A 26970-nucleotide genomic window follows, 5' to 3' on the forward strand; every position below is an offset into this window, starting at 1 on the left:
AGTGGCTGCCGCTTACCACTTTTCATCGGGAAGCGGCAGGCTTCGGGCGATTGACGGCGGCCAAAACGGATTCACCCGAGCATTTGCCGGATCGCTTCGATTTCCTCCTTGGCAATGTCCAGAATTTCGAGACTGCCGCTCGCGTCGAGGCGGCGGGCGATTTTTTGATAGGCAGGCAGCGTATCGAGTTTCGGCAGGGTTTTGATGTCGACCTTGCCGATCAGGCTGTGGAATTGCGCCAGCATCACGATGTCGGCGTAATCGAGATGTTCGCCGGTATCGCGCTGCCAGTTTTCCGAATGGAGTACGACATTCTCGAAGTCGTCCGGAAAATTCCATTTGCGGATGATATTCAGGCCGATCATGCCGTGCAGCTTGTCGATCGTTTCGGTGAGATGGGCGGTGTTCGCGACCAGGTCGATGTGTTGATCGGCAAAGGCCAGAATCGGGATCTTGCCGATGTCGTGAATCAAGCCGGCCAGCATCGCGCGGTCGGGATCGAAGCCTTTCGCCTTGTGCGCCAGTACGGCGCTGATCGCGGCGACGAAACTGCTGTGCGCCCATAATTCGACCATTCGTTGGCGGATGGAAGGCGATTGGGCAGTGAATACCGACTTTAGCGAAAACGCCGTGACGATGTCCTGCACGGCTTTCAGGCCGAGCCGGGTAATCGCTTCCGGACAGCTTTCGATCGTTTTGCGGCCGCGGTAAAGGGCGCTGTTCGAAATCTTGATCAGGCGCGCGGTGAGCGAAGGGTCGGCCTGCATGGTGCGAGCGATCTTGGCGCTGTTGGCTTTCTCGTCATTGATCACGCGGCGGATTTTAAAAGCGACCTCGGGGATCGTCGGCAGGATCAGCTGGTTTTTTTCGAAATGGCGGTAACACGCCAGCAGCAGCTTATTTTCGGCCTGGCCGGTTGAGGAAGAGGTGGTTGACGGTTCGGCGGCTTCCATGGGTAAAGGTTTTAAAAATCGGACAGTAAGGCAAGTTTAGTTTAGAATTCGTCTCTTTGCGCAGAGGCCGGCCGGCCAGGAATTTCCAGCCATGCAATCCATTTCGACCGAGGTCATCGATACTTTAACTACTATCAGGGATTATATTCGCTGGGCGGCCAGCCGCTTTACCGAGGCCCAGGTCTACTTCGGCCACGGCTCCCTGACCGCCATCGACGAGGCGGCGGGTTTAGTATTGCATACGCTGCATCTGCCTTACAACGTTTCGCCGTTTTACCTGGAGGCGGTCCTGATCCGGCCGGAACGGCAGGCGGTGATCGACATCGTCGAGCGCCGTGTCAACGAGAGAAAGCCTGCCGCCTACCTGACGCACGAAGCCGTTTTCGCGGGATTGCCGTTTTATGTCGACGAACGGGTGCTGGTGCCCAGGTCGCCGATCGCGGAACTGATTGAACAGCGCTTCGCGCCGTGGGTCGACGAGGACAATGTCGACCGGATTCTGGATTTGTGCACCGGCAGCGGCTGTATCGCGATCGCCTGCGCCTATGCGTTTCCGACCGCGGCGGTCGATGCGGTCGACTTGTCGCCCGAGGCGCTGGCGGTCGCCGGAATCAACGTCGCCAAGCATCAGTCCGAAGATTCGGTGGCGTTGTACCGGTCCGATCTGTTCGAGAGCCTGCCGGGGCACCGCTACGACATTATCGTCAGCAATCCGCCCTATGTCGCGGTCGCCGAATGGGAAAACCTACCGCCCGAATACCATGCCGAGCCGGAGATGGGCTTTACCGGCGGCAAGACCGGGCTGGACATCGTACTGCGGATTCTGGCGCAGGCGAAAGGCTTTCTGAGCGAACAGGGCATCCTGGTCGTCGAAGTCGGCAGCAGTGCGCAGACGCTGCAGGACCGGTTTCCGGACATTCCTTTCTACTGGCTCGATTTCGAGCGCGGCGGCGACGGCGTGTTTTTACTGACCGGCGAGCAGCTCGCGCTCTATCACGACCAATTTATCGCGGCTTTGGATTGATATGTCTGGCAATACCTTCGGAAAACTGTTTACCGTCACCACCTTCGGCGAAAGCCACGGGCCCGCACTCGGCTGCATCGTCGACGGCTGTCCGCCGGGACTCGAACTCGGCGAGGCCGATATCCAGCACGACCTCGACCGCCGCAAGCCCGGGACTTCCCGGCATACGACGCAGCGGCGCGAAGCGGACGAAGTGAAGATTTTGTCCGGCGTGTTCGAAGGCAGAACCACCGGCACGCCGATCGGCCTGTTGATCGAAAACACCGACCAGCGTTCGAAGGATTACACGAAAATCGCCGAATCGTTCCGGCCCGGCCATGCCGATTATACCTATCAGCAGAAATACGGTTTCCGCGATTACCGCGGCGGCGGCCGTTCGTCCGCGCGCGAAACCGCGATGCGGGTTGCGGCGGCGGCGATTGCGAAAAAATATTTGAAGGAAAAGGCCGGGATCGAGATTCGGGGTTTTCTGGCGCAGTTGGGACCGATCAAAATCGACAGGCTGGACTGGTCGGCCGTGAACACGAACCCGTTTTTTTGCGGCGATCCCGAACGCGTGCCGGAACTCGAAAGCTACATGGACGCGCTGCGCAAGGAGGGCGAGTCGATCGGGGCGCGCATCAATATCGTCGCGACGAACGTGCCGCCGGGCCTTGGCGAACCGATCTTCGACCGGCTGGATGCGGATCTCGCCCATGCGTTGATGAGCATCAATGCGGTCAAGGGCGTTGAAATCGGCGACGGCTTCGGCTGCATCGAAAGCAAGGGCACTCAATTCCGCGACGAGATCACGCCGGAAGGTTTCCTGAGCAACCATGCCGGCGGCATCCTGGGCGGCATTTCGAGCGGCCAGGACATCGTCGCCAGCATCGCGCTGAAGCCGACCTCGAGCCTGCGCCTGCCGGGTCGGTCGATCAATGTGCGCGGCGAACCGATCGAAGTGGTGACCGAAGGGCGCCACGATCCCTGCGTCGGGATCCGCGCGACCCCGATCGCGGAGGCGATGGCGGCGCTTGTGATCATGGACCACTATCTCCGGCACCGGGCGCAGAATAGCGATGTGCGCTCCGGTTTGCCGGTTTTGAGATAAGAACTGTGGGGTGGATTACGATTGCATGAATTCAGTAGGGCGGATGCCGTCAGGCGATCCGCCGGTGAGCGGCCATCCTCCGGCGGAACCGCTGCCGCGTTCCGCCTTACGTGGGTTCGTGCAGTTCAGTAGGGCGGATGCCGCCAGGCGATCCGCCGGTGAGCTGCCATCCTCCGGTGGAACCGCTGCCGCGTTCCGCCTTACGTGGGTTCGTGCAGTTCAGTAGGGCGGATGCCGTCAGGCGATCCGCCGGTGAGCGGCCATCCTTCGGCGGAACCGCTGCCGCGTTCCGCCTTACGTGGGTTCGTGCAGTTCAGTAGGGCGGATGCCGTCAGGCGATCCGCCGGTGAGCGGCCATCCTCCGGCGGAACCGCTGCCGCGTTCCGCCTTACGTGGGTTCGTGCAGTTCAGTAGGGCGGATGCCGCCAGGCGATCCGCCGGTGAGCGGCCATCCTCCGGCGGAACCGCTGCCGCGTTCCGCCTTACACGGATTCACACGGATTCAGTAGTGAGTTGAAGGGTGGCCTAGGAGCAGGGCATTAGCCGTGACGCGCAAAGCCGGCGCGCCTTCCGTTACAGTCTATGTTTCCATGCATCTAACCCAGCAATTTTATCCAATGTCCGTCCCTTACTGGCGCCTGTCGGGTTTTTACCTGTTCTATTTCGCGACGCTCGGCGGCTTTTTGCCCTACTGGAACCTGTACCTCAAGCATCTCGGCCTCGATGCGGCGCAAATCGGCAATCTGTCGGCGGTGCTGGTCGGGAGCCGGATTATCGCGCCGAATTTTTGGGGCTGGATCGCGGACCGGACCGGCAAGAACCTGCGCCTGATCCGGCTGACGCTGTTTTTTTCGGCGGCGGCTTTCTCGGGGTTTCTGGCCGCGCGCGGTTACGTCGAGCTGGCGCTCTGCACTTTCGGCTTCGGGGTATTCTGGAACGCATCGCTGCCGCTTTTCGAGGCGGTGACCCTGGCGCATCTGCGCGACGACGCGCACCGCTACAGCCGGATACGGCTCTGGGGTTCGGTCGGCTTCATCGTGGCGGTGCAAGGGCTCGGGTGGTGGTTCGACCGCCAGCCGATCGAGCAGTTGCGGTTGTTCGTCGTGACGCTGTTGCTGTTGAACTGGATCGTGACGCTGATGCTGCCGAATCCGGCGCCGCGCCGGCCGCATAGAGAGCCTTCCCGCGTGCTGTCGGTCTTGAAACGCCCGGAAGTGCTGGCTTTTCTGGTGGTATCGATGCTGCTGCAGGCGGCGCACGGGCCTTATTACGTTTTTTATTCGATTTATCTCCAGCAACTGGGTTATTCGGCCGCCGCCACCGGCAGTCTGTGGGCGGCGGGGGTATGCGCCGAGATCGTTCTTTTTATTTTCATGCGGAGCTTGCTCGGCCTTTTGAGCCTACGGAGCATTCTGCTTTGGAGTCTGCTGCTGGCCGCGGTACGCTGGCTGTTGATCGGCTGGCTTGCCCAAACGGCGTTTCTGGTCTTGGCCCAACTGCTGCATGCGGCGAGTTTCGGCGCGGCGCACATTGCCGCGATCCATCTGGTGCAGCGCCATTTCGGCGAACGACACCAGAGCAAAGGCCAGGCGCTCTACAGCAGCTTCAGTTTCGGGCTCGGCGGCATGGGAGGAAGCTTGTTCAGCGGCTATTACTGGGATGTGCTGGGGCCGCGGACGATATTCGGCGCCGCGGCGTTGGCGTGCTTTCTCGCTTACCTGATCGCCTGTTTCGGATTGGCGCGGGATCATGGCGAAAAAGCGGCGGCGCGTCTAAAATAGCCGGCTGAGAAAAATAATTCTTTGGCTTTGAACCACAAGGTGTAATGTGTTTGAAATAATTAAGAGCGGCGGCTGGATGATGTGGCCGCTGATGATTTGTTCGATCGGGGCGATGGCGATTATTGCGGAGCGTTTCTGGACCCTGCGCAAGAGCAGGATCATCCCCGAAGATCTGGTCGTGCAGGTCTGGAGGTTACACAAAGACAACAAACTGGACGACGCGATGTTGCGCCGCCTAAAAGCCAGTTCGCCGCTGGGACGGATCATTGCGGCCGGGGTCGGCAATAGCGCGCACGGGCGGGAAATCATGAAAGAGTCGATCGAGGATGTCGGACGCCAGGTCATGCACGACCTGGAGCGCTTCCTGGATGCGCTGGGGCTGATCGCCGAGGTATCGCCCTTGCTGGGCTTGTTGGGCACGGTATTCGGGATGATCGAGATTTTCTCCCAACTGATGCAGCACGGGGCGGGCGACCCGACCGTGCTGGCGGGCGGTATTTCGGTTGCGCTGATCACGACCGCGACCGGTTTGTCCGTGGCGATTCCGAGCCTGATTTTCCACCGCTATTTTCTGAGACGAGTCGACGAATACGTGATCAACATGGAAGCCGAGGCATTGCGGCTGATCGAGATGATGCACGGCGAGCGCGAGGCGAGTTTATGAACTTCCATCGTAAAAAGAGGCGAAAAATCGATATTACGCTGATATCGATGATCGATGTGCTGTTCGTGCTTTTGCTTTTTTTTATGGTCTCGACAACGTTCAACCGGCAGACGCAAGTCAGGATAAAGTTGCCCGAAGCGGCAGGCTCCGAAGCGGAAGCCCCGCCGGCATCGATTACCTTGGTGATCGACGCCGACGGCCTGTATTATGTGAAAGGCGGGGATGAGATGCTGCGCCAGTTGGTCGATCAAAAGCCCGAAACCCTGCTCAGGGAGTTGCGGAAAATGGCCGCGCGCGGCACCGATGTCCCGTTCATCATCAGCGCGGACGGCAAGACGCCGCATCAGGCGGTGATCAGCGCGCTCGATGCCGCCGGCAGGGCAGGGTTCACGCATATCACCTTCGAAGCGCAACAGCCGAAAACCGAATGATCGAGACAAAGCTGCCGCGGCTGGCGGCGCGCATCTGGTATCGGAAAACCGGCGCCGGCCTGTTGCTGTGGCCTTTCGGCAAACTGTTCGAAGGCATCGCCAGGCTGCGCAGGGCCTGTTATCGTTGCGGATGGCTGAAAACCACGGTTTTCCCGGTTCCGGTGATCGTGGTCGGCAATCTTACGGTCGGCGGCGCCGGCAAAACGCCGCTGATCATCTGGCTGGCCCGGTTTTTGAAGGAAAAAGGCTTCCGGCCGGGCATCGTCAGCCGGGGCTACGGCGGACGCGCCGCCCTGTATCCGCAGTGGGTCGATGCCGACAGCCGGGCGGGCGAGGTCGGCGACGAGGCGCTCTTGATCGCGGCCCGCACCGGCTGCCCGATGGCGGTATCTCCGGTTCGGACAGATGCTTGCCGGCTGCTGCTGGACAGGGCCGATTGCGACGTGCTGCTGTCCGACGACGGCCTGCAGCATTATGCACTCGGCAGAACGCTCGAAATCGCGGTGATCGACGGCGAGCGCCGCTTCGGCAACGGCTGGTGCCTGCCGGCCGGACCGCTCAGGGAACCTGAGGCCAGACTGAAGGACGTGGACTTGATCGTGGTGAACGGCGGCTTGGCGCGGCCGAACGAATTTTCGATGCAATTGGCGGGGGCGGAGGCGGTCAATTTGCTGACCGGAATGCGTAAACCCTTGGCCGCGTTTAAAGCGGCGCCCTGCCATGCGGTGGCCGGCATCGGGCATCCCGAGCGGTTTTTCAGGCACCTGGAAATGGCGGGGCTGGGGTGTATTCCGCACGATTTTCCTGACCATTTCGCGTTCCGGCCGGAGGATCTCGACTTCGGCGATACGTTTCCGGTTCTAATGACCGAGAAGGATGCGGTAAAATGCGGGGCGTTTGCCGACGAAAGGCTTTGGGCCGTTCCGGTGGAAGCGAACATGGATTCCGCTTTCGCGGCGCGGTTAATCGAATTATTGAGTGAGAAGCATGATAGATAAAAAACTGCTCGACATCCTGGCTTGTCCGATCTGCAAAAGTTCGCTGATTTACGACAAGGACAGGCAGGAACTGATCTGCAAGCCCGACCGGCTGGCGTTTCCGATCCGCGACGACATTCCGGTCATGCTCGAAGACGAAGCGCGCGCGCTTAGCCTCGAAGAAGTCGACGCGCTGAAAAAATGACCTCCGTTTTAACGGCGATTTCCAAACCGAAGACCTGCCAGGTTTTTAAAACTTGGCAGGTCTATGGCTGCGCCCCTATAAAAGCGGGTTTTGGCCTGCCGGCAGAGGCATTCCAATGAGCGTCCGCTTTAAAGTCGTGATTCCGGCCCGCTATGGTTCGACCCGGCTGCCCGGCAAACCCTTGCTGCCGATCGCCGGCAGGCCGATGATCGCGCATGTCTGCGAACGCGCCCGCGAGGCCGGGGCGGACGAGATCGTCGTCGCGACCGACGACGATCGTATATGCCAAGCAGTCCGTGCATTGGGCATCGAGGCGGTAATGACGCGCGCCGATCATCAAAGCGGCACCGAGAGGATTGCGGAAGTCGTCGAGCAGCGGGGCTGGGCAGGCGGCGAGATCATCGTGAACCTGCAGGGCGACGAGCCGTTGATCGATCCCGCGTATTTGCGCGAAGCGGCGGCGGTATTGGCCGGCCAGCGGCAGGCGGGCATCGCGACGCTGGCGGCCGAAATCCACGACGGCGAGGAGATCTTCAATCCGAACGCGGTCAAGGTCGTGTTGAACCGGCACGGCTATGCGCTGTATTTCAGCCGTGCGCCGATCCCGTGGGATCGGGACGGATTCGCCGAAGGCCGGAAGCTCTTGTCCGGCAGAATGCCTTATTACCGGCATATCGGCATGTATGCCTATACGGTCGACTTTTTGCGCCGGTACTGCGGTTGGGAGGCTTCCGATTTGGAGAAAACCGAGTCGCTCGAACAGCTCCGCATTTTATGGCAGGGCGAAGCGATCGCGGTCAAGGTGGTCGACAAGGTGCCGCCCGCCGGCGTCGATACGTTCGAAGATTTGCAACGTGTCGAAGCGTTTTTGAGAATTGCTATGTAGGGCGGAACGCGCCAGCGGTTCCGCCGACCTTCGGTTCCGCCGCAACCTGGCGGATCGCCTGACGGCATCCGCCCTACGTCCGTATTTACCCGCGAAGCGGGATGAAAAATTTATTTGTCTCAATTGTTTATCTGAAAGAACGTAAATGGACCAATTTCCACGCATCAGCCGCTTGCCCCCCTATGTTTTCAATATCGTGAACGAACTGAAGGCCAAAGCGCGAGCGGCGGGCGAGGACATCATCGATTTCGGGATGGGCAATCCGGATCAGCCGACGCCGGAGCATATCGTGAACAAGATGCTCGAAGCGACGAAGCGGCCGGATACGCACCGTTATTCGATGTCGAAAGGCATCCCCCGGCTGCGCAAGGCCATCTGCACCTGGTACGAGAACCGTTTCGACGTCGATCTGGATCCGGAATCCGAGGCGATCGTCACGATCGGCTCCAAGGAAGGGCTTGCGCATCTGGCGCTGGCCACGCTCGGGCCGGGCGACGTGGTGCTGGTGCCGAATCCGGCCTATCCGATCCATCCCTACGGGGTCGTGATTGCGGGTGCCGACCTTCGCCACGTGCCGTTGATTCCGGGTGTCGACTTCATCGAGGAACTGCAGCGCGCGATCGTCGAGTCGTGGCCGAAGCCGAAAATGCTGATCTTGAATTTTCCGGGCAATCCGACCAGCCAGTGCGTCGAGCTGGATTTTTTCGAAAAGATCATCGCGCTCGCGAAAGAGCACAAGATCTGGGTCGTGCACGACATCGCCTATATCGATATCGTGTTCGACGGTTACAAGGCTCCTTCGATCCTGCAGGTCGAGGGCGCGAAAGACATCGCGGTCGAATTTTTCTCGCTGTCGAAAAGCTACAACATGCCGGGCTGGCGCGTCGGCTTCATGTGCGGAAACAAGAAGCTGGTCGGCGCGCTGGCAAGAATCAAGTCCTACCTCGACTACGGCACCTTCACGCCGATCCAGATTGCCGCGATTACCGCGCTCGAAGGGCCGCAGGACTGTGTGCATGAAATCGCCGCGATGTACCAACGGCGGCGCGACGTGCTTTGCGAGGGCTTGAACGCGGCCGGCTGGCCGGTCGAAAAGCCGAAGGCGACGATGTTCGTGTGGGCGCCGATTCCCGAACCTTACCGGGAAATGGGTTCGCTGGAGTTCTCGAAAAAACTGCTGATCGAGGCGAAAGTCGCGGTCGCGCCCGGCATCGGCTTCGGCCAGTACGGCGACGACCATGTCCGCTTCGGGCTGATCGAGAACGAGCACCGGACCCGGCAGGCGGTGCGCGGCATTCGCCATATGATGAAGAAAGACAAGGTTGTATAATAGCCGGCTTTTTGAGGCGTTGTAGGGTACGCTGTGCGTACCTTTGCGAATTAATTCAGATAAAACGGTACGCGCAGCGTACCCTACGGGAGTGTGTTTTGAAACCGGTAAAAGTCGGAATATTGGGACTAGGGACGGTCGGCGGCGGTACGGTCAATGTGCTCAAACGCAATGCGGCCGAGATTGCCCGCCGGGCCGGGCGCGAAATCATCGTAACCCGCGCGTCGAGCCGAGATCTCGGCAAGCCGCGCATTTGCAGTACCGAAGGCATCGCGGTCACGGCCGATCCTTACGATGTGATCAACGATCCCGAAATCGACATCGTGCTCGAATTGATCGGCGGCGCCGGCCCTGTCAAGGATATGGTGCTGGCCGCGATCGCGAACGGCAAGCATGTGGTCACCGCGAACAAGTCGCTGATCGCGCTGCACGGTAACGAGATTTTCGCGAAGGCCAGCGAGAAGGGTGTGATCGTCGCCTTCGAAGCGGCGGTCGCCGGCGGGATTCCGATCATCAAGGCGATCCGCGAAGGGCTTAGCGGCAACCAAATTCAATGGCTGGCCGGCATCATCAACGGCACCGGCAATTTCATCCTGACCGAAATGCGCGAGAAAGGCCGCGATTTTGCGGACGTATTGGCCGAAGCGCAGGCTTTGGGCTATGCCGAAGCCGATCCGACCTTCGATGTCGAAGGGATCGATGCGGCGCACAAGCTGACGATCCTGGCATCCATCGCATTCGGGATTCCGCTGCAATTCGAAAAAGTTTACACCGAAGGCATCACCAAGATTACCCGGCTCGATGTCGATTATGCGGAAAAACTGGGCTACCGGATCAAGCATTTGGGCATCGCGCGCAAGACCGGCGAAGGCATCGAACTGCGCGTGCATCCGACCCTGATCCCGGAGCGCCGGCTGATCGCGAACGTGAACGGGGTGATGAACGCGGTGCTGGTCAAGGGCGACGCGGTCGGCCCGACTTTGTATTACGGCGCCGGCGCGGGGGCCGATCCGACCGCCTCGGCGGTGGTCGCGGACGTGGTCGACGTGACGCGGGCCCTGACCAGCGATCCGGAAAACCGGGTGCCGCATCTGGCCTTCCAGCCCGAGGCGATCAAGGACATCCCGATTTTGGCCCCGGACCGCTTCAAGTCCGCCTATTACCTGCGCCTGAACGCCGAAGACAAACCCGGCGTATTGGCCGATGTGACCAAAATCCTGGCCGACCACCGGATCAGCATCGAGGCGATCATTCAGAAAGAGCCGCCGGCAAACGAAAAAGCGGTGCCGATCATTCTGCTGACGCAGGTCACGCTCGAAAAAGAAATGAACGACGCGATCGCCAAGATCGAGGCCTTGCCGACCGTGACCGGCCAGGTCTGCCGGATTCGCCTGGAAACCTTAGGATAACCACCCCATGTCTACAGCAAAACATTACACCGGTCTGATCGACCGTTACCGCGACCGTTTGCCGGTCAGCGCCTCGACGCGCGTGATCAGCCTGAACGAAGGCAACACTCCCTTGATCCAATTGCAAAACATTCCGCGCCTGGCGGGCAAGGAGGTCGACATTTACGTCAAGTTCGAAGGCCTGAACCCGACCGGTTCGTTCAAGGACCGCGGCATGACGATGGCGGTCACCAAGGCGGTCGAAGAGGACAGCCGCGCGATCATCTGCGCCTCGACCGGCAACACTTCGGCTTCGGCGGCCGCCTATGCCGCCCGCGCCGGGATCAAGGCGTTCGTGATCATTCCGGAAGGCAAAATCGCGCTCGGCAAGCTCGCGCAAACCTTGATGTACGATGCGACGATCATCCAGATTCGGGGCAATTTCGACCAGGGCATGAATCTGGTCAAGGAAGTGGCAGAGCTGGCGCCGGTTACGATCGTCAATTCGATCAATCCGTACCGGATCGACGGCCAGAAGACCGCTTCGTTCGAGATCATCGACGCGCTTGGCGAGGCGCCGGACTACCACTGCCTGCCGGTCGGCAACGCGGGCAATATCACCGCCTACTGGAAAGGCTACAAGGAATATTCGGCCGACAGCGACACGCACAAGGCGGTGACTTCGAAGCGCCCGGTCATGTGCGGTTATCAGGCGGCCGGCGCCGCCCCGTTCCTAGCCGGCCATCCGATCGAGCATCCGGAGACGATTGCGACCGCAATCCGGATCGGCAATCCGCAGTCCTGGGACTATGCCTGGGCCGCGCAGAAGGAATCCGGCGGCTGGTTCGACAAATTCACCGACGAGGAAATTCTCGAAGCGCAGAAAATGCTGTCGCAATACGAAGGCATTTTCTGTGAGCCGGCTTCCGCAACCTCGGTCGCCGGCGCCTGGCGCGATATCCGCAGCGGCAAGATTCCGGAAGGCAGCAAAATCGTCTGTACGCTGACCGGAACCGGCCTGAAAGATCCCGATACCGCGATCAAACAATGCGCTTCCGCGCGCACCTTGACGATCGAAGCGGAACTCGACTCGGTCAAACGGGCGATTCTCGATCATATGTAAATCCCGGGCCGGTCGCCCGGAGCCATCCCCTCGCTCCGGGCGACCGGCCGAAAATGAGGCTGCCGGCCTTTCCGGCAACCTGTCGTTTTTCGCGATTCCATTCCGGATCGGCTTCGCTTCCTTTCCTTCCGCATTACTCATTCCCTTAAGGTAATGGTCATGTCTGCAAATTCACAAAACCAAACTCACACACAACTGGCAGGGCTAGCGCTCGGCGCGGTCGGCGTGGTCTTTGGCGATATCGGCACCAGCCCCTTGTACGCGCTTAAAGAGGTTTTTCATAGCGGCATGCCGATCGACGAATTTCATGTGCTTGGCGTCCTGTCGCTGATCTTCTGGTCCTTGACGCTGGTGGTTACGATCAAATACGCGATCTTCATCATGCGCGCCGACAACAAAGGCGAAGGCGGGATTATGGCGCTGATGACCCTGGCTCTGCACGGGGCTCGGGATTATCCGCGCAGGATGGCTTTTATTCTCACGCTCGGGCTGCTCGGCGCTTCGTTGTTTTACGGCGACAGCATCATTACGCCGGCCATTTCGGTGCTCAGCGCCGTGGAGGGCCTGCAGGTCGTGGCGCCTCCCTTGGCCGGCTATGTGTTGCCGATCGCCATCACGGTGCTCGCCGGGCTGTTTGTCATTCAAGCCAAAGGGACCGGCAGGGTCGGCAGGATGTTCGCGCCGATCATGTGTTTCTGGTTCGGCTCTCTGGCGGTGATGGGGCTGGCCAATATGGTCCATCAGCCGGGCGTGTTGCGGGCGGTCAATCCTTATTATGCCGTGAGTTTGCTGATCGAAACCGGCTGGGAAGGGTTTTTGATCATGGGGGCGGTCGTCCTGGCGATCACCGGCGCCGAAGCGCTCTATGCGGACATGGGGCATTTCGGCCTGAAGCCGATCCGTTATGCCTGGTTCGGTTTCGTGTTTCCGGCGCTGCTGCTGAATTATTTCGGACAGGGCGCCTTGCTGCTCGCCCAACCCGATGCGATACGCAATCCCTTCTATCTGCTCGCGCCGGGCTGGGCGATGTATCCCTTGCTGGTCTTGTCGACGATGGCGACCGTGATCGCTTCGCAGGCGGTCATTTCAGGCGCCTTTTCGGTCACCCGGCAGGCAATCCAGTTGGGCTATTGCCCGCGCATGGCCATTCGCCACACCTCGGACGACGAAAAGGGTCAGGTCTATGTGCCGGCCGTGAACTGGATATTGATGATTTCGGTATTCATTCTGGTGCTGAGCTTTCAGTCGTCGTCGGCGCTGGCTTCGGCTTACGGTATCGCGGTGACCGGCACGATGATCGTCGATACGGTATTGGCCTATATCGTGATCCAGGCGCTCTGGAAATGGAACCGGGCGACCAGCATCGTATTTTTGTCGGCATTTCTGATCATCGATTTCCTGTTCTTCTCATCCAACACCCTGAAAATCCCGACCGGCGGCTGGCTGCCGCTCGCGGTCGCCACCGTGCTGTTTCTGATCATCACGACCTGGATCAAGGGACGCGCGCTGCTGCACGAGCACATGGAAGAACGGCACGTATTGTTTGAAGAGCTGGAACAGGACATCAGGGAGAATCTGGCGACGGTCGAGGGGACCGCGATCTATCTGGCCAGAACGCTGCATGGGGTACCTCCCGTACTGCTGCACAACCTCGAACATAACCATGTGCTGCACGAGCAGATTATCGTACTGACGATCGCCACGAAGGATGAACCGTTTGTGGATGAAGCACACCGGGTCAAAATCCGCAAGTTCGGTCAGGAGCGCGAATTCTATCGCGTCAAGCTCTATTACGGATTCAAGCAGAACGCGGATGTGCGCCGGGCGCTGGATTTGTTGATGCGCGAAGGACTGGTTTTCGATCCCAAGAAGACTTCGTTTTTCATCGGCAGCGAGCGCGTTTCGTTTCGGGCCCGCAGCCCGATGCCGAAATGGCGGCGGGGCTTGTTTCTGTTTTTGTTTCGTAACGCTTCGAGCCCGATCGAGTTTTTCAAAATTCCGGTCGACCGGGTCATTGAGCTCGGCATTCGCGTCGAGTTATAGTTGGCGCCTCGGGTGAAAAATCCCTGAACGGGTGCTGAGCCGGGATCCGAAGGATCGGGCGCAATCAACGAAAGAGGAAGCGTATGGGGTTTGATTGGATGCCGGCGGTCATCGTCGCCGGGCTGTTGCTGGTATCGATTGCGGTTTTGCAATGGATCGCGCTCAGGCGCTTACAGGTTTTATTGAAGGCTGCTGCGCCGGACGGCAGCCTGCAGGAGCTGCTGCTGACGTTGAAGGTTCAGGAAGCCGCTGTGCAGCAAGGTTTTACCGAGTCCCGGAGGGAGCTTCGCGAGGTTAGCGCGGAAAATCGGCGTGAGTTGCAGGAGGCTTTCAAAAGCCTGCAGGATACGCTGCTCAATCGGGTCGCCGAAAACCACCATCTCCACAATGCGCAGATGGAAGCGTTCAAGAGCGGATTGGCCGGCATGTCCGAAAAACTGATCCATAACGCCAGCGAACTCAAGGAGAGCGTGAACCGGTCGTTTCAGGCGACCGGCGAGTCGCTGAACCGGAAACAGGACGATTTCCGGGACAAAACCGCCGAGACGCTGAAGCAGTTTCAGGAAGGCATCGAGGCCGATGCGAAGGAAAACCGCCAGGAACTGGCCGCCGGCCTCGGTTCGTTCGAAGGCAAATTCGCTGAAGGCATCAGGGAGTTCAACGAACAGCTCCGGCTCCGCTTCGGCGATTTGAACCGGCAGCAGCAGGAGGCGAATCAACTGGCGAAGGCCGGCATCAACGAAATTCGCGAATCGATCGAAAAACATCTGCATTTGATACGGGAAGACAACACCCGGCAGTTGAACGAGATGCGCCGGACCGTCGACGAGAAACTGCACAATACGCTGGAGCAGCGCCTCGGCGAGTCGTTCAAGCTGGTCAGCGACCGGCTGGATCAGGTGCACAAGGGACTCGGCGAGATGCAGAATCTGGCGGTCGGGGTCGGCGATTTGAAGAGGGTGCTGTCCAACGTCAAAACCCGCGGCATTCTCGGCGAATACCAGCTCGGCAACATCCTGGAGCAGATCCTGTCGCCCGATCAATACGGCGTGAATGTGGCGACCCGGAAGGGCAGCCAGGCGAACGTCGAATATGCGGTCAAACTGCCGGGCAAAGCCGACGACAAGGTTGTCTGGCTGCCGATCGACTCGAAATTTCCGCTCGAAAGCTACCAATCGCTGCTCGGCGCGCTCGACGAAGGCAATCCGGCCTTGGTGGATCAGGCGCAAAAACAACTGCTGAAAGCGATCGAAAGCTTCGCGAAGGACATCGCCGGCAAATACCTGGACCCGCCGCATACGACCGATTTCGCGATCATGTTTCTGCCGGTCGAAAGCCTGTACGCGGAAGTCCTGCGTTCCCCCGAACTGTTCGAGAAGCTGCAGCGCACTTACCGGGTCACGATCACCGGGCCGACCACCTTGTCGGCGTTGCTGAACAGCCTGCACATGGGTTTCCGGACCCTGGCGGTGCAGCAGCGCAGCAGCGAAGTCTGGAAAGTGCTGGCCGAGGTGAAGACCGAATTCGGCAAATATTCCGAACTGCTCGATACGGTGTACAAGCAGATCACCACGGCCTCCAACTCGCTGGAGCGGCTGAAAACGACGAGGACAGCGGCGATGGAGAGGAAGCTGCGCGGCGTGGAAGTGCTGGGTATCGAAAGCGAGCTGGCGCCGCTCGCGTTGCCCGAGCCCGAGTAAGGCGGGAAGCCGCTCCGCGCCTCAGGAGGGTACGCGGAGCCGCAGTGATCGGAAGGGGTGCACGGCCGTTTCAATGCCCGTGCGGCTTAAGGTGCGGGGTGCGTTTGTCCAGTGTCCGAGCGGCGGACCGATGCGCTTACCGCGGCAGATATTCCGGCAGATGGCTTCTGATTTCGGCCGCCGTCATGCCCGCCAGGTTTTTGTCCAGTTCCAGGCTGACGAGGCTATTTAACGGGCCCGGCATGTGCCGCCTGATCAGGCCCAGCACCGACGGGTCGGCGACCACGATCAGCCGGTCGAAGCGGTTGGCGTTACGCGCCTGTTCGAGGTAGTGCACGATGCCCGCCGCAAACACGTCGGCTTCGTGTTTTTTCGGGTCGGTTTCCTGCTCGAAGGCATGCCCGCCGCCCAGTCCGCCCGGATTTTTGACCTTGCCGGGCAGGTCCGAAGTGATGTCCCGGTCATGCATCCGGCCTGCCTCGTGGATCAGCGTATCGATCTCCTCCAGCGGCGCGGAAGACGATTCGGTCTGAAAAACGCGCGCCCGTGTATGGTCTGCGGCAATTACCCATGTGTTCGTCATAGTTCAATCCTCGATGATTTACGGTGTTGATGGAAGCGATGAAGCTATTGTGAGCAAAAAGCTCCGCCATTGGCTATTGGTACGATTACCTAACCCGGATATCGGTTTAAGGAAATGCGCAGGTATTCAAGCGAGGCCAAAGGATTTATCATATGCGTCTGAAATTTCCGTCTCTCATTTTGTCTGTCTCCTTTTCTCTACTCCCCTTGATCCGAAAAAAACGCCGTTTGAAAACGGCCCGCCGGCCGCTGCCGCTTCGCCCAATCCTTTACCGGTTCGCCTGGCAGGCCGCCGGCATTTTCATTGCCTCGTCGGTCGGGTTTTGCCTGCTGTTCCGCTGGCTGCCGCTGCCGACGACGGCTTTCATGCTGAGCCGGTACGTCGAGGACTTCCGCTACGAGACGACGTTCAAACCGATCGATTACCGTTGGGTGGGCGCCAAAAAAATCTCGCCTGCGGCTTATCAGGCGGTGATCGCATCCGAAGACCAGCGTTTTTTCGAGCATGCGGGTTTCGATTTCCGCGAGATTGAAATGGCGGTCGACAATTATTTCGACGGCCGCCGCCTCCGGGGCGCCAGCACCATTTCGCAGCAGGTCGCGAAGAATCTGTTTTTGAGTCCGTCCAAAAGTTTTATCCGCAAAGCCTTTGAAATCTGGTTCACGCTTCTTCTGGAAGCGTGCTGGAGCAAAGAGCGCATTCTGACCGTGTATCTGAACATCGCCGAATTCGGCGACCATCTGTTCGGGGTCGAGGCGGCCAGCCGGCGTTATTTCGGGATTCCGTCCGCCAGATTGAGCCGCGCCCAGGCCGCCCTGCTGGCGGCGACGCTGCCGAATCCGCTCCGTTTCAAGGCGGCTTCTCCGTCCGCCTACGTCCGCGCGCGGCAGCAATGGATTCTCGGGCAAATGCGCCATGTCGCTTATCCGCGTTGATGCCGTTTTGAATCCTTGCCGTTTCGATCGGTCATGCGCGGGCGCTGCGCATTGAACGTGGGCTCTGGCCCCCGGTCTTATGGGCGGGGAATCGAATGAAAAACTTTGTCGTGCCGGCAAGGCGACGGCGGACTTTTGCCCTTATCCGGAAAATGGAGAACTGCCGGGGCGCGGCGAAACCGCCTGTTGGATTTATGGTAGAATTGTACGGTTCGATGACGATTATTACGACGAGCCGGCGCTGCTGCGCGCGGCCCCGGCCATTTTGAGCTACGCGACGCGATGTCAAACCTTCCCCAAGCCGGCCAACTGATAGACCGTTTCGGTAGAAAGATCGATTATTTGCGGATCTCGATTACCGACCGCTGCGACTTTCGCTGCGTCTATTGCATGGCCGAGGATATGACGTTCCTGCCGCGAGCGCAGATTCTGACGCTCGAAGAGATCGAAACGATCGCCCGGGCCTTTACCGAACTCGGCGTCAAAAAGATTAGGATTACCGGCGGCGAGCCGCTGGTCCGCAAAGGTGCGCTGGATCTGCTGGAAAATCTCGGCAAGCTTCAGGGGCTGAAGGAGCTGGTCATCACCACCAACGGCGCGCAGCTCGAATCGATGGCGCCGGCTTTGAAACAAGCCGGCGTCAAGCGCATCAACATCAGCCTCGATTCGCTCGATCCCGCCAAATTCAAGGCGATTACCCGCGTCGGCAATCTTCGGGCCGTGTTGAACGGGATCGCGGCCGCGAAAGCCCAAGGCTTCGAACGCATCAAGCTCAACACGGTCGTGCTGAAAGGCAGCAATCACGAGGAAGTCTGCGAGCTGGCGCAATTTGCGGTCGACAGCGAAATCGACATCAGCTTCATCGAGGAAATGCCGCTCGGCGTCGTCGATCACCACGATCGTGCGCTGGTTTATTATTCGAGCGATCGGATCAAAAAGGATTTGGAAACGCGTTTTATGCTGCTCGCCACACCCGAAAAAACCGGCGGTCCTTCGCACTATTTCCGGATAGCCGGGACCGATACCCGCGTCGGTTTCATTTCGCCGCACAGCCATAATTTCTGCGGCGCCTGCAACCGGGTCCGCCTGACCGCCGAGGGCCGCCTGCTGCTCTGCCTCGGCAACGAGCATTCGGTCGACCTGAAAAAAGTGGTCCGTACGCAGCCGGGCGATATCGACGCGCTGAAGCGGGCCCTGATCGATGCGATGCGGATCAAGCCGCTTCGGCACGAATTCAACATGCAGGAGCGGCCGGTGATCCTGCGCTACATGAACATGACCGGCGGTTAGCCGTTCGCCTCCCTTTTCTTTATTTCAATCGAGCCTTTTTGATGTCTTTCGCACAACTGGGCCTTGCCGCGCCGCTCCTGAAAGCGGTCGCGGAGCAGGGCTATGTCACTCCGACCCCGATCCAGCAACAAACGATCCCCCTGATTCTCGACGGCCGGGACGTACTGGCCGGCGCCCAGACCGGCACCGGCAAAACCGCCAGCTTCACGCTGCCGCTGCTGCAGCGTTTGGCCGAATCGAACGACAAGCCGCAAAAACCGCGCAAGATCCGCGCGCTGATTTTGGCGCCGACCCGCGAGCTGGCCGCCCAGGTGCATGACAGCGTCAGGGCCTACGGCAAGCATCTGCCTTTGTTCGCCGAAGTCGTGGTCGGCGGCGTCAGCATCAACGGCCAGATCCGCAGCCTGCAACGGGGCTGCGACATCGTCGTCGCGACGCCGGGGCGTTTGCTCGACCATCTGCTGCAAAAAAATATCGAACTGTCGCATCTCGAAATACTGGTGCTCGACGAGGCCGACCGGATGCTCGACATGGGATTCCTGCCCGACATCCGCAAAATCATCGGACATTTGCCCAGACAGAAGCAGAGCCTGCTGTTTTCGGCGACTTTTCCCGAGGAAATCCGGGGACTCGCCAAACAGCTGCTGCACGAGCCGGCCGAAGTCTCGGTGGCGCCGCACAATACCACCGCGGACAACATCAAGGAGCTGTGCTACGGAATTGCCAAGGAGCGCAAGCGCGGGCTGTTGTCGTACCTGATCGGCAGCAACAACTGGAAGCAGGTGCTGGTTTTCGTGCGCACCAAGCACGGCGCGGACCGGCTCGAAAAGCAGTTGGTCAAGGACGGCATCCGGACCGCCGCGCTGCACGGCGACAAATCGCAGGGGGCGCGGACGAGGGCGCTGGACTATTTCAAGACCGGGCAGGTCGCCGCGCTGGTCGCGACCGACATTGCCGCGCGCGGGCTCGACATCGACGAGCTGCCGCACGTGATCAATTTCGACCTGCCGCAGGTGCCGGAAGACTACATCCACCGGATCGGCAGGACCGGCCGCGCCGGCGCGAACGGGGAGGCGGTGTCGCTGGTCTGTCCCGAAGAAGCCTATCAGCTCGCCCAGATCGAAAAGCTGCTCGGCCGCGAAATTCCCCGAGTCGCCGATACCGGTTACGCGCCGGTATCCTTGAAAGTGACGGACAGTCCGAATTCCAAGGCGCCGAAAAATCCGTCCGGCAAAAAGGATTACCGGCACCACAAGAAAACGCCGAAGCGCGGCGGCAAACCGGCGGCCCCAAAGCCGCGGCGCGGCGGTAGCCGGTAAGGCTTGCTTGCGCCGTAAAATCCCCACGAGAGAAGGGATTTTATCTTGATCTTTCCGAAAGCCTGTTGTTATCCTATCGGAATTTGACAACTATTACCGAGGAGGCATTCGATGTCGATTTTGAATTCGTTAACCAAGCGCTCGCGCCTGAATTCCGCGATCAAGCAAACCAAGGAAGCGCGCAAGAGCGAAGGCAATAAAGCGGATTATCTGTTCAAGAAAGTCTACGAAGACTATGCCGACATCGTGCACGACGATCCTCTGCGCGCGGAAGCGCTGTATTTCTGGGGCCATGCGCTATTGCACCAGGCCAAGACCAAAACCGGTGACGAAGCGTTGGCTCTTTACCGCGATGCGATCCTGAAATTCGCCTTTTGCCTGACCCTGGAGCCGAATTATCTGGCGGCCGCGATCGACGGCGGCGTGTGCTACATGGACATGGCCCGGCTGGAAGGTGCGGCGAAAAATTCCGAACTGTACGAGAAAGCCCAGCGGGAGTTCGAACGCGCCAATTCGATTCAGGCCGGCGCGGCCTCCTACAATCTCGCCTGCATTCATGCGTTGCGCGGCGAGAACGAGGATTGCCTGAAGGCGCTCGAAAACGCGCGCGACAAAGGCAGCCTGCCCGACACCCAGGATATTCTGAACGATCCGGACATGGCGGGCGTGCAGGATCAAGCCTGGTTTATCGAATTGCTGGAGTCGCGGAACAAAAAGCAGGAAGCCGCCGCAAAAGCTTCGGAAGAAGACGCTGCCGAAACCTCGCCCGAGACGGAGCGGGGCCAAACCGAAACGGATGCTTGAGCGGCCTGTAGGGTAGCACTTCTACGGTCCGGTAGGGTACGCTGCGCGTACCTTTTACGAGAGTCTTGGGATGAAAATTTGAAAGGTACGCGCAGCGTACCCTACGACCCACCCCTCACCGGAGTATGGAAATCATGGGTTTCATCGTTCCCACGCTCCGGCGTCATCGCCATTTAAGTTAAGCCGTCATCCCGGCAGGGATTGCCGGGATCCAGAGTACAGGGATGTGTTAAAGCTTGCCATCCTTGGCAACTGGATTCCGGCAATCCTGCCGGAATGACGAGCTTTCCCTTAACTTAATGGCGGTGACGCTCCGGCGTGGGAATGCGGCCCTTGACGCTCTGCGTCACGAATCTGCCGCCAGGCCGGATGCGCCTCCAAGAGCGACAGGGCCGACTCCAGCAAGCCGATGCCCGGCTCCGTCCGGTGCCAGGTCGAAGCGCCGGACGGATGCGGCAACGGGATTGCTTCGGCTGGATGGCCGTGAAAAGTGACCTTGTGCAGTTTGCCGATCACCTCGTTCAGCTTGTTGACCGCCATCAACTGGCTGATCGCAAGCTTGCCGACCGGCAGGATCAGCGCCGGCTTGAGCAGTTCGATTTCAGCCTGGAGCCAGCCCGCGCAATTGCCGATTTCCTCCGTGCTCGGCACGCGGTCGCCGCCTTTCGGATTTTTACCCGGAAAACAGCGGCACACGGCCGCCATGTAGACGCGGCTTCTGAAGGATTCTTCATCCAGTCCGATTCGCTCGAACCATTTGAATAGCGTCTTGCCGGCCGTCCAGGCGAACGGCTTGCCGAAGCCGCCTTCCTTGTCGCCGGGCGCCTGGCCGATCAGCAGGATCGGCGAAAAGACCGGACTGCCGCTGACCACCGGACCGATCATCAGTGGGCATTTTTTGCACGCCGCGAGCGCAACCCGGTGCGCCCGCATCTGTTCTTCCTGCATCGGCATCGGTTATAAATCAATCTCGATGCCGACCGGGCAATGGTCCGAGCCGGTAACCTCGGGAAGGATGAACGCCTGCTTGACCTTGTCGGCCAGCGCCCGGCTGGCCAGCGCGTAATCGATCCGCCACCCGATGTTGTTGGCGCGGGCATTCGCCCGGAAACTCCACCAACTGTAAGCGACCGTATCCGGATGATGATGGCGGAACGTATCGACGAATCCGGCGTCGAGGAAACGGCTGAATCCGTCGATTTCGGCCTGCGTATAGCCCGCCGATTTGTTGTAATTCGCCTTCGGCCGCGCGATATCGATTTCGCGGTGCGCGACGTTGAAATCGCCGCACACGATGACCGGCTTCCGGCTCTCCAGCTTCAACAGATAAGTCAGAAATTCGGCGTCCCAGGTTCTCCGGTAATCGAGCCGGACCAGCTCCTGGCCCGAATTGGGCACATACACGTTCACCAAATGGAAATGCTCGAATTCGGCCGCAATGACCCGGCCTTCGCGGTCGTGCTCGGCGATGCCGATATCCTTGACCACCGCCAGCGGCTCGGCGCGCGACATCAGCGACACCCCAGAATAACCCTTGCGCTCGGCGCAGTTCGAATAAATGTGATAGCCGTCGATGTCCGCCGTTACTTTCTCGATCTGATCGACCTGCGCCTTGGTTTCCTGCAGCAGCAGGCAGTCCGCGTCGAGCCGCGCCAGCGTCTCGGCGAACCCCTTGCCCTGCACCGCGCGGATGCCGTTTACATTCCAAGAAACGATTTTCATTGCGTCAGCCGGATTTCCGCCTCCCGGTACTTGGCCGCGCAGTATTCCGCCACCTCGGCAGGCAGGGACGGACCCGGCGCGGTCTTGTCCCAATCGAGCGTTTCCAGGTAATCGCGCACGTATTGCTTGTCGAAGCTCGGCGGGCTGATGCCGACCCGGTATTGGTCGACCGGCCAGAAGCGGGAGGAATCCGGGGTTAGAATCTCGTCGATCAAAAACAGCGCGCCCTGTTCGTCGGCGCCGAATTCGAACTTGGTGTCGGCGATGATGATCCCGCGTTCCTGCGCATAGGCGGCGGCTTCCTTATAGAGCTTGAGGCTGGTTTCGCGCACCTGATGGGCCAGATCTTCGCCGATCAGTTCGACCGTTCTGGCGAAGGTCACGTTTTCGTCGTGCGCGCCGGCCTCGGCCTTGGTCGAAGGCGTATAGATCGGCTCCGGCAACCGCTCGGCCTGCCGCAGCCCTTCGGGCAGAAGGATGCCGCAGACGGCGCCGGTTTTCAGATAGTCCTTCCAGCCCGAGCCGATCAGATAACCGCGCACGATCGCTTCGACCGGCAGCGGCTTGAGCTTCCTCGCCACAATCGAGCGGCCCTCGACTTGGGCGCGTTCGTCCGAATCGGGAATGACCCGTTCGAGCGGGATATCGACCAGATGATTCGGAATCACGTGCCGCATTTTCGCAAACCAGAAATTCGAGATATGCGTCAGCACGCGCCCTTTGCCCGGAATCGGATCGGGCAGGATCACATCGAAGGCGGACAGCCGGTCGGTCGCCACGATCAGCATGTGCCGGTCGTCGATGTCGTAAATATCGCGCACCTTGCCGCGGGCGCGAAGGGGGAGAGAGGTTAAGGCCGATTGGTAAAGTGCTGCCGGAGCGTTCATGGCGCCTCGCTAAAGAAATTCAAAGCGCCGCATTTTACCATTAATTCAGCGCGAGAAGCGCGCCGGAAAGGCCGGTGAACAAACAAACGGCCCGGCATTGATAGGTCGTCCGTATGCTTCCCACGCTGGAGCCGGGTAGGTCGGGCACGCTTTTTGTGCCCGACATTGCGGGGATTTCTCATGCTCATGCTGAAGTTTGGTAAGCAAGATTGCCCCCGAATGTCGGGCAACGATGAAGCTGTTGCCCGGCTTAACGGCATTGACTCTGCGGCTACTTAAGAAGTATGCCGGAATGACGAATTTATGTGTAGGTCTGCATAAGTATAAGAATATGGCCTCGATGACGAATACAACAGTATTCATATCCAACAGCAATGAGAACATTTCTCATTCATTGTCAATAAAAATGTCATGGTCGCTTAAGACAAATTTAGCGAAACGATTAATATATTTAAGATTAATTTAATGTATTAAGTTATTATTGCGTTATTATTTAGCCCAAATTAACCGTGCCATATCCGTTACCGGTTCAATGCCGTGGCTATCGTGTATTTAGGGAAACTCTGAATAAGTCCTACGCCTGGGATAAAATATCCGCAGCTTGCCATTTTCGATAGGTGCCCGCCATGAAGCAACTCGGACTCAGTGCCCCACTGTTTGTGAAGAAACCGAAACAGACTCGGCGGCAGCAATTTCTCCAAGAGATGGAGCAGGTAGTGCCTTGGAGTTTGTGGACGAGCCGGATAGCGCCGCACTACCCGACAGCGGGCCGAGGCCGCCGCCCCTTTCCCTTGGCGACGATGTTGCGCATTCACCTGATGCAGCAGTGGTTCGGCTATTCCGATCCGGCGATGGAGGAAGTATTGCACGACATGCCGCTGCTGCGCGAGTTTGCCGGGCTCGATGCGGGCGAGGACGCCCTGCCGGATGAAACCACGATCCTCAAGTTCCGGCATCTGCTGGAACGCCATCAGTTGGCACAAACCCTATTTGATGAAACGGCGGCGCTGTTGGCCGAAAAAGGCCTGTTGCTACGGCAAGGCACGATCGTCGATGCGACATTAATCGCTGCCCCGCCGTCCACCAAGAACCGGGCGCGCAAACGGGATGCCGAGATGAGTTCGACCAAGAAAGGGAACAATTACCACTTTGGGATGAAGGCGCACATTGGGGTCGATGCCGAGTCGGGGTTAGTGCATACTGTGGAGATGACCACCGCCAAGGTGGCGGATGGGGTCATGACGGAGGCGTTGCTGCACGGCGAGGAACGGGTCGTGCTGGGCGATCGGGCCTATACCCGCAAGGACCGGAATCTGGCGGCGGATCGCCTGGAAGGTGAGCCGGTTTGGGCCTTTCCGTTCAAGCGGGGGAAGGGTGAGGAGTTGCCGGTAGAGCAAGCCCTTCACAACCACATGCTGGCGCCGTTACGCGCCATGGTCGAACATCCGTTCCGGATCGTCAAGCGCCAGTTCGGCTATACCAAAGTGCGTTACCGGGGGCTGTTCAAGAATGCCCAACAACTCTACTTGCTGTTTGCCCTGGGCAATCTTTATCACGTTCGGCAGGCGCTGCAGCCGACCTAGGGAGACCTTTGTCCTTCGCCCTGGAAAACCGAGAACACTGAGTGAAATCACCCCGATAGCGGGCGCTGCCGGGAAGGATTTGCCCATTTTCGGCGAGGTGCCACGGATGTCGCACGGTGTCGCTTATAAAAACCACTTATTCAGAGCTTCCTTAGTAATGAATATCAAACTTTTTCCATGATGCCATTTCAGTTAGACAACAATGCAATTTGTATGATTTATATTTTAAAATCATTAGGATATACAATATATTTCACAATCCGGGAGCACCGGAATCTAAATAGATTTTTCATCAAAAAGGATTAATTTCAAAGCCCCCAGAAAACACTCTCGTTAAATTTATTTTCTCAAGAAAACAAAGAATTCCATTTTTTGTTTAACTGAAAACGATGTATTGAAAATGTCGCTCGATACCGATAACGGCTAGAGTTTACCGTAATATCTTGTATAACTGGAGAATTGCCATGACACTCCCCCCCCCCGATATACTTTAAAAAATAACGCCTCTAAACCGTTAGCGCTGATGGTTTCGCTCGCCGCGATGGCGGCTTCGCCAACCGCGCTCGGCGAGCCGACGCTAGTGGGCGACACCTACATCAAAACCGGTGTCTCCAAAAATTTCGGCAAAAAGAATCAACTCCTGATCGTGGCCGGCAGCACCAAAGGCGTGCTCGAATTCGATCTGGAAAAATCCACGCCGGCCACCGCTTCCGTTTCCAGGGCCACGCTGAGAGTCTTCGTTACCAAGGTCAAAGGAAAGTCGGCCGGCAAGTTGCAAATCCAGGCGATCAATCTCGATCAGAACGCGCTCAACGATATTTCGGAAACAAATCTGAACGCCGGCTCCAATCTCGCTCTCGGCGATATCGTCACCGAAATTCCGGGGGTCAATACCGCCAAGGTCAACCAATGGCTGGAATTTGACGTGACCGACGCGCTCAAACTCGCCATAGAAAAAGATACGCCCGACAAATTAATCGCCTTCGCGCTGATCAGTACCGATACGCTTAGCCTCAGCCTCGAAAGCAAGGAAAGCAAAGCGTCCGGACATGCGGCCACCTTGAATATCGTTTATTCCACGGTAGGAACGGCGGGAGCGCCGGGAACCATCGGTCCGCAAGGCGCCGCTGGTCCGCAAGGCGCAGTGGGCCCGCAAGGTCCGGCCGGCGGCGGCGCAGGCTCGGTAGGTCCGCAAGGTCCGCAAGGCGCAGTGGGTCCGCAAGGTCCGGCCGGCGGCGGCGCAGGCTCGGTAGGTCCGCAAGGTCCGCAAGGCGCAGTGGGTCCGCAAGGTCCGGCCGGCGCGATCGGTCCGCAAGGGCTGCAAGGTTTGGTCGGTCCGCAAGGGCTGCAAGGTTTGGTCGGTCCGCAAGGTTTGCAAGGCGTAATCGGCCCGCAAGGCGTGCAAGGTCTGATCGGTCCGCAAGGCCCCATCGGTCAGTTGCTTGGCACTGTCGTGAAAACAACTGAAATCTTGAACCCGGTAGCCGGACAACTTATAAACGCGACTTGCGATCCGGGGCAAATTCTGGTTGGCGGTGGCCTATTGACTCCCGTGCTGGCAAACGTGTTGCCGCTGATCAACGCCCCCCTACTAAACGGCAGCGGGCAGGCGACCGGCTGGTCGGGAGCGTTCGGCTTGTTGAATACTAATGTTACCGGTAACTTGGTTAGTGGAGTTGTAGATATTCTCGGCGCAATACTTGGCGGCCTTACCGGGTCGCTCGAAAATACAGCAATCACCGGACAAGTCGCCGGCATTGTGAATAGCCTGTTGCCACTACCAACGGCCGCCCCCACCCAGCCATATACTGTCTACGCGCTCTGCGGCCAACCGGCGGACTCTTAATCGGTAGAACGGCTTTATCGAGCCGGGTAGGTCGGGCAACCGCTTCATCGTTGCCCGGCATTCGGGGGCAATCTTGCTTCCCACGCTCCAACGTAGGAACGAGAAGTCCCCGCAATGTCGGGCACAAAAAGCGTGCCCGACCTACTCGGTTTTCCTTCCCCTCTTTAAAAAAGCCGGGTAGGTCGGGCAACCGCTTCATCGTTGCCCGGCATTCGGGGGCAATCTTGCTTCCCATGTTCCAACGTAGGAACGAGAAATCCCCGCAATGTCGGGCACAAAAAGCGTGCCCGACTTACTCGGTTTTCCTTCCCCTCTTTAAAAAAGCCGGGTAGGTCGGGCAACCGCTTCATCGTTGCCCGACATTCGGGGGCAATCTTGCTTCCCATGTTCCAACGTAGGAACGAGA

At 59.0% G+C, this 26970-nt stretch carries 24 protein-coding genes; 19 read left to right on the plus strand and 5 right to left on the minus strand.

Going from position 1 to position 26970, the window contains the following annotated elements; translation table 11 throughout:
• Positions 1-71 precede the first annotated feature (71 nt).
• Positions 72-953 carry an HDOD domain-containing protein gene (locus tag CC94_RS0112100; RefSeq protein ID WP_005370139.1) on the minus strand — a complete coding sequence of 294 codons (882 nt, stop codon included), beginning with the start codon at positions 951-953 and terminating at the stop codon, positions 72-74.
• A 91-nt stretch (positions 954-1044) separates the two neighbouring features.
• On the opposite strand from CC94_RS0112100, the gene prmB reads away from it, so the two are divergent.
• From prmB to CC94_RS0112165, 13 genes are all read left to right on the plus strand, one after another.
• A complete protein-coding gene (gene prmB / locus CC94_RS0112105) occupies positions 1045-1977 on the plus strand; it encodes a 50S ribosomal protein L3 N(5)-glutamine methyltransferase (protein ID WP_005370140.1) in 933 nt (310 codons plus the stop codon).
• 1 nt (position 1978) lies between these two features.
• A complete protein-coding gene (gene aroC, locus CC94_RS0112110) occupies positions 1979-3067 on the plus strand; it encodes a chorismate synthase (protein ID WP_031431036.1) in 1089 nt (362 codons plus the stop codon).
• A 617-nt stretch (positions 3068-3684) separates the two neighbouring features.
• Positions 3685-4848, plus strand: a complete 1164-nt coding sequence (locus CC94_RS0112115; protein WP_005370142.1) for an MFS transporter — start codon at positions 3685-3687, stop codon at positions 4846-4848.
• Positions 4849-4894: 46 nt separating this feature from the next.
• A complete protein-coding gene (locus CC94_RS0112120) occupies positions 4895-5512 on the plus strand; it encodes a MotA/TolQ/ExbB proton channel family protein (RefSeq protein WP_005370143.1) in 618 nt (205 codons plus the stop codon).
• On the plus strand, positions 5509-5943 hold the full coding sequence (locus CC94_RS0112125; protein WP_005370144.1) for an ExbD/TolR family protein: 435 nt from the start codon (positions 5509-5511) through the stop codon (positions 5941-5943). The genes CC94_RS0112120 and CC94_RS0112125 overlap by 4 nt, the downstream gene beginning before the upstream one ends.
• Positions 5940-6941 carry a tetraacyldisaccharide 4'-kinase gene (gene lpxK / locus CC94_RS0112130; protein WP_005370145.1) on the plus strand — a complete coding sequence of 334 codons (1002 nt, stop codon included), beginning with the start codon at positions 5940-5942 and terminating at the stop codon, positions 6939-6941. Before CC94_RS0112125 ends, lpxK begins: the two co-directional genes overlap by 4 nt.
• Positions 6931-7125 (plus strand): Trm112 family protein, encoded by a 195-nt coding sequence (locus CC94_RS0112135; RefSeq protein ID WP_005370153.1) that lies wholly within the window; start codon positions 6931-6933, stop codon positions 7123-7125. Before lpxK ends, CC94_RS0112135 begins: the two co-directional genes overlap by 11 nt.
• Positions 7126-7240: 115 nt before the next feature.
• Positions 7241-8011: a 3-deoxy-manno-octulosonate cytidylyltransferase gene (kdsB, locus tag CC94_RS0112140; RefSeq protein WP_031431042.1), complete on the plus strand. Its 771-nt coding sequence runs from the start codon at positions 7241-7243 to the stop codon at positions 8009-8011.
• A gap of 145 nt (positions 8012-8156) precedes the next feature.
• On the plus strand, positions 8157-9341 hold the full coding sequence (alaC, locus tag CC94_RS0112145) for an alanine transaminase (RefSeq protein WP_031431045.1): 1185 nt from the start codon (positions 8157-8159) through the stop codon (positions 9339-9341).
• Positions 9342-9439: 98 nt separating this feature from the next.
• Positions 9440-10750, plus strand: coding sequence for a homoserine dehydrogenase (locus CC94_RS0112150; protein WP_005370156.1), 1311 nt, complete (start codon positions 9440-9442; stop codon positions 10748-10750).
• A gap of 7 nt (positions 10751-10757) precedes the next feature.
• On the plus strand, positions 10758-11852 hold the full coding sequence (gene thrC, locus CC94_RS0112155; protein ID WP_031431047.1) for a threonine synthase: 1095 nt from the start codon (positions 10758-10760) through the stop codon (positions 11850-11852).
• A gap of 159 nt (positions 11853-12011) precedes the next feature.
• A complete protein-coding gene (locus CC94_RS0112160; protein WP_005370158.1) occupies positions 12012-13895 on the plus strand; it encodes a potassium transporter Kup in 1884 nt (627 codons plus the stop codon).
• Between the two features lie 83 nt (positions 13896-13978).
• Positions 13979-15595, plus strand: coding sequence for a DNA recombination protein RmuC (locus CC94_RS0112165; RefSeq protein ID WP_031431049.1), 1617 nt, complete (start codon positions 13979-13981; stop codon positions 15593-15595).
• Between the two features lie 136 nt (positions 15596-15731).
• Here the strand turns inward: CC94_RS0112165 and CC94_RS0112170 are convergent, their stop codons facing one another.
• A complete protein-coding gene (locus CC94_RS0112170) occupies positions 15732-16178 on the minus strand; it encodes a host attachment protein (protein WP_031431051.1) in 447 nt (148 codons plus the stop codon).
• 206 nt (positions 16179-16384) lie between these two features.
• On the opposite strand from CC94_RS0112170, the gene mtgA reads away from it, so the two are divergent.
• The 4 genes from mtgA to CC94_RS0112195 all read left to right on the plus strand — a co-directional run bounded on the left by mtgA (position 16385) and on the right by CC94_RS0112195 (position 20526).
• Entirely contained in the window at positions 16385-17113 is a 729-nt protein-coding gene (mtgA, locus tag CC94_RS0112175; protein ID WP_245619747.1) for a monofunctional biosynthetic peptidoglycan transglycosylase, read from the plus strand.
• 282 nt (positions 17114-17395) lie between these two features.
• Positions 17396-18403, plus strand: coding sequence for a GTP 3',8-cyclase MoaA (gene moaA / locus CC94_RS0112185; RefSeq protein WP_005370167.1), 1008 nt, complete (start codon positions 17396-17398; stop codon positions 18401-18403).
• Between the two features lie 41 nt (positions 18404-18444).
• A complete protein-coding gene (locus CC94_RS0112190; RefSeq protein ID WP_005370169.1) occupies positions 18445-19722 on the plus strand; it encodes a DEAD/DEAH box helicase in 1278 nt (425 codons plus the stop codon).
• 111 nt (positions 19723-19833) lie between these two features.
• The gene (locus tag CC94_RS0112195) at positions 19834-20526 is read left to right on the plus strand and encodes a TPR end-of-group domain-containing protein (RefSeq protein ID WP_005370170.1); all 693 of its coding nucleotides are present in this window, start codon (positions 19834-19836) and stop codon (positions 20524-20526) included.
• A 291-nt stretch (positions 20527-20817) separates the two neighbouring features.
• Here the strand turns inward: CC94_RS0112195 and CC94_RS0112200 are convergent, their stop codons facing one another.
• The 3 genes from CC94_RS0112200 to CC94_RS0112210 are packed head-to-tail and all read right to left on the minus strand — an operon-like array spanning position 20818 to position 23135.
• Positions 20818-21459, minus strand: coding sequence for a uracil-DNA glycosylase family protein (locus CC94_RS0112200; protein WP_005370173.1), 642 nt, complete (start codon positions 21457-21459; stop codon positions 20818-20820).
• 24 nt (positions 21460-21483) lie between these two features.
• Positions 21484-22248 (minus strand): exodeoxyribonuclease III, encoded by a 765-nt coding sequence (locus CC94_RS0112205; RefSeq protein WP_005370176.1) that lies wholly within the window; start codon positions 22246-22248, stop codon positions 21484-21486.
• Positions 22245-23135 carry a phosphoribosylaminoimidazolesuccinocarboxamide synthase gene (locus CC94_RS0112210; protein ID WP_005370178.1) on the minus strand — a complete coding sequence of 297 codons (891 nt, stop codon included), beginning with the start codon at positions 23133-23135 and terminating at the stop codon, positions 22245-22247. Before CC94_RS0112210 ends, CC94_RS0112205 begins: the two co-directional genes overlap by 4 nt.
• 626 nt (positions 23136-23761) lie before the next feature.
• On the opposite strand from CC94_RS0112210, the gene CC94_RS0112215 reads away from it, so the two are divergent.
• On the plus strand, positions 23762-24718 hold the full coding sequence (locus CC94_RS0112215) for an IS5 family transposase (RefSeq protein WP_005369238.1): 957 nt from the start codon (positions 23762-23764) through the stop codon (positions 24716-24718).
• Between the two features lie 523 nt (positions 24719-25241).
• Positions 25242-26564, plus strand: coding sequence for a CBM96 family carbohydrate-binding protein (locus tag CC94_RS25060; RefSeq protein WP_051911485.1), 1323 nt, complete (start codon positions 25242-25244; stop codon positions 26562-26564).
• Positions 26565-26970 lie beyond the last annotated feature (406 nt).

The organism is Methylomicrobium agile, from assembly GCF_000733855.1.
Taxonomy (GTDB): Bacteria; Pseudomonadota; Gammaproteobacteria; order Methylococcales; family Methylomonadaceae; genus Methylomicrobium; species Methylomicrobium agile.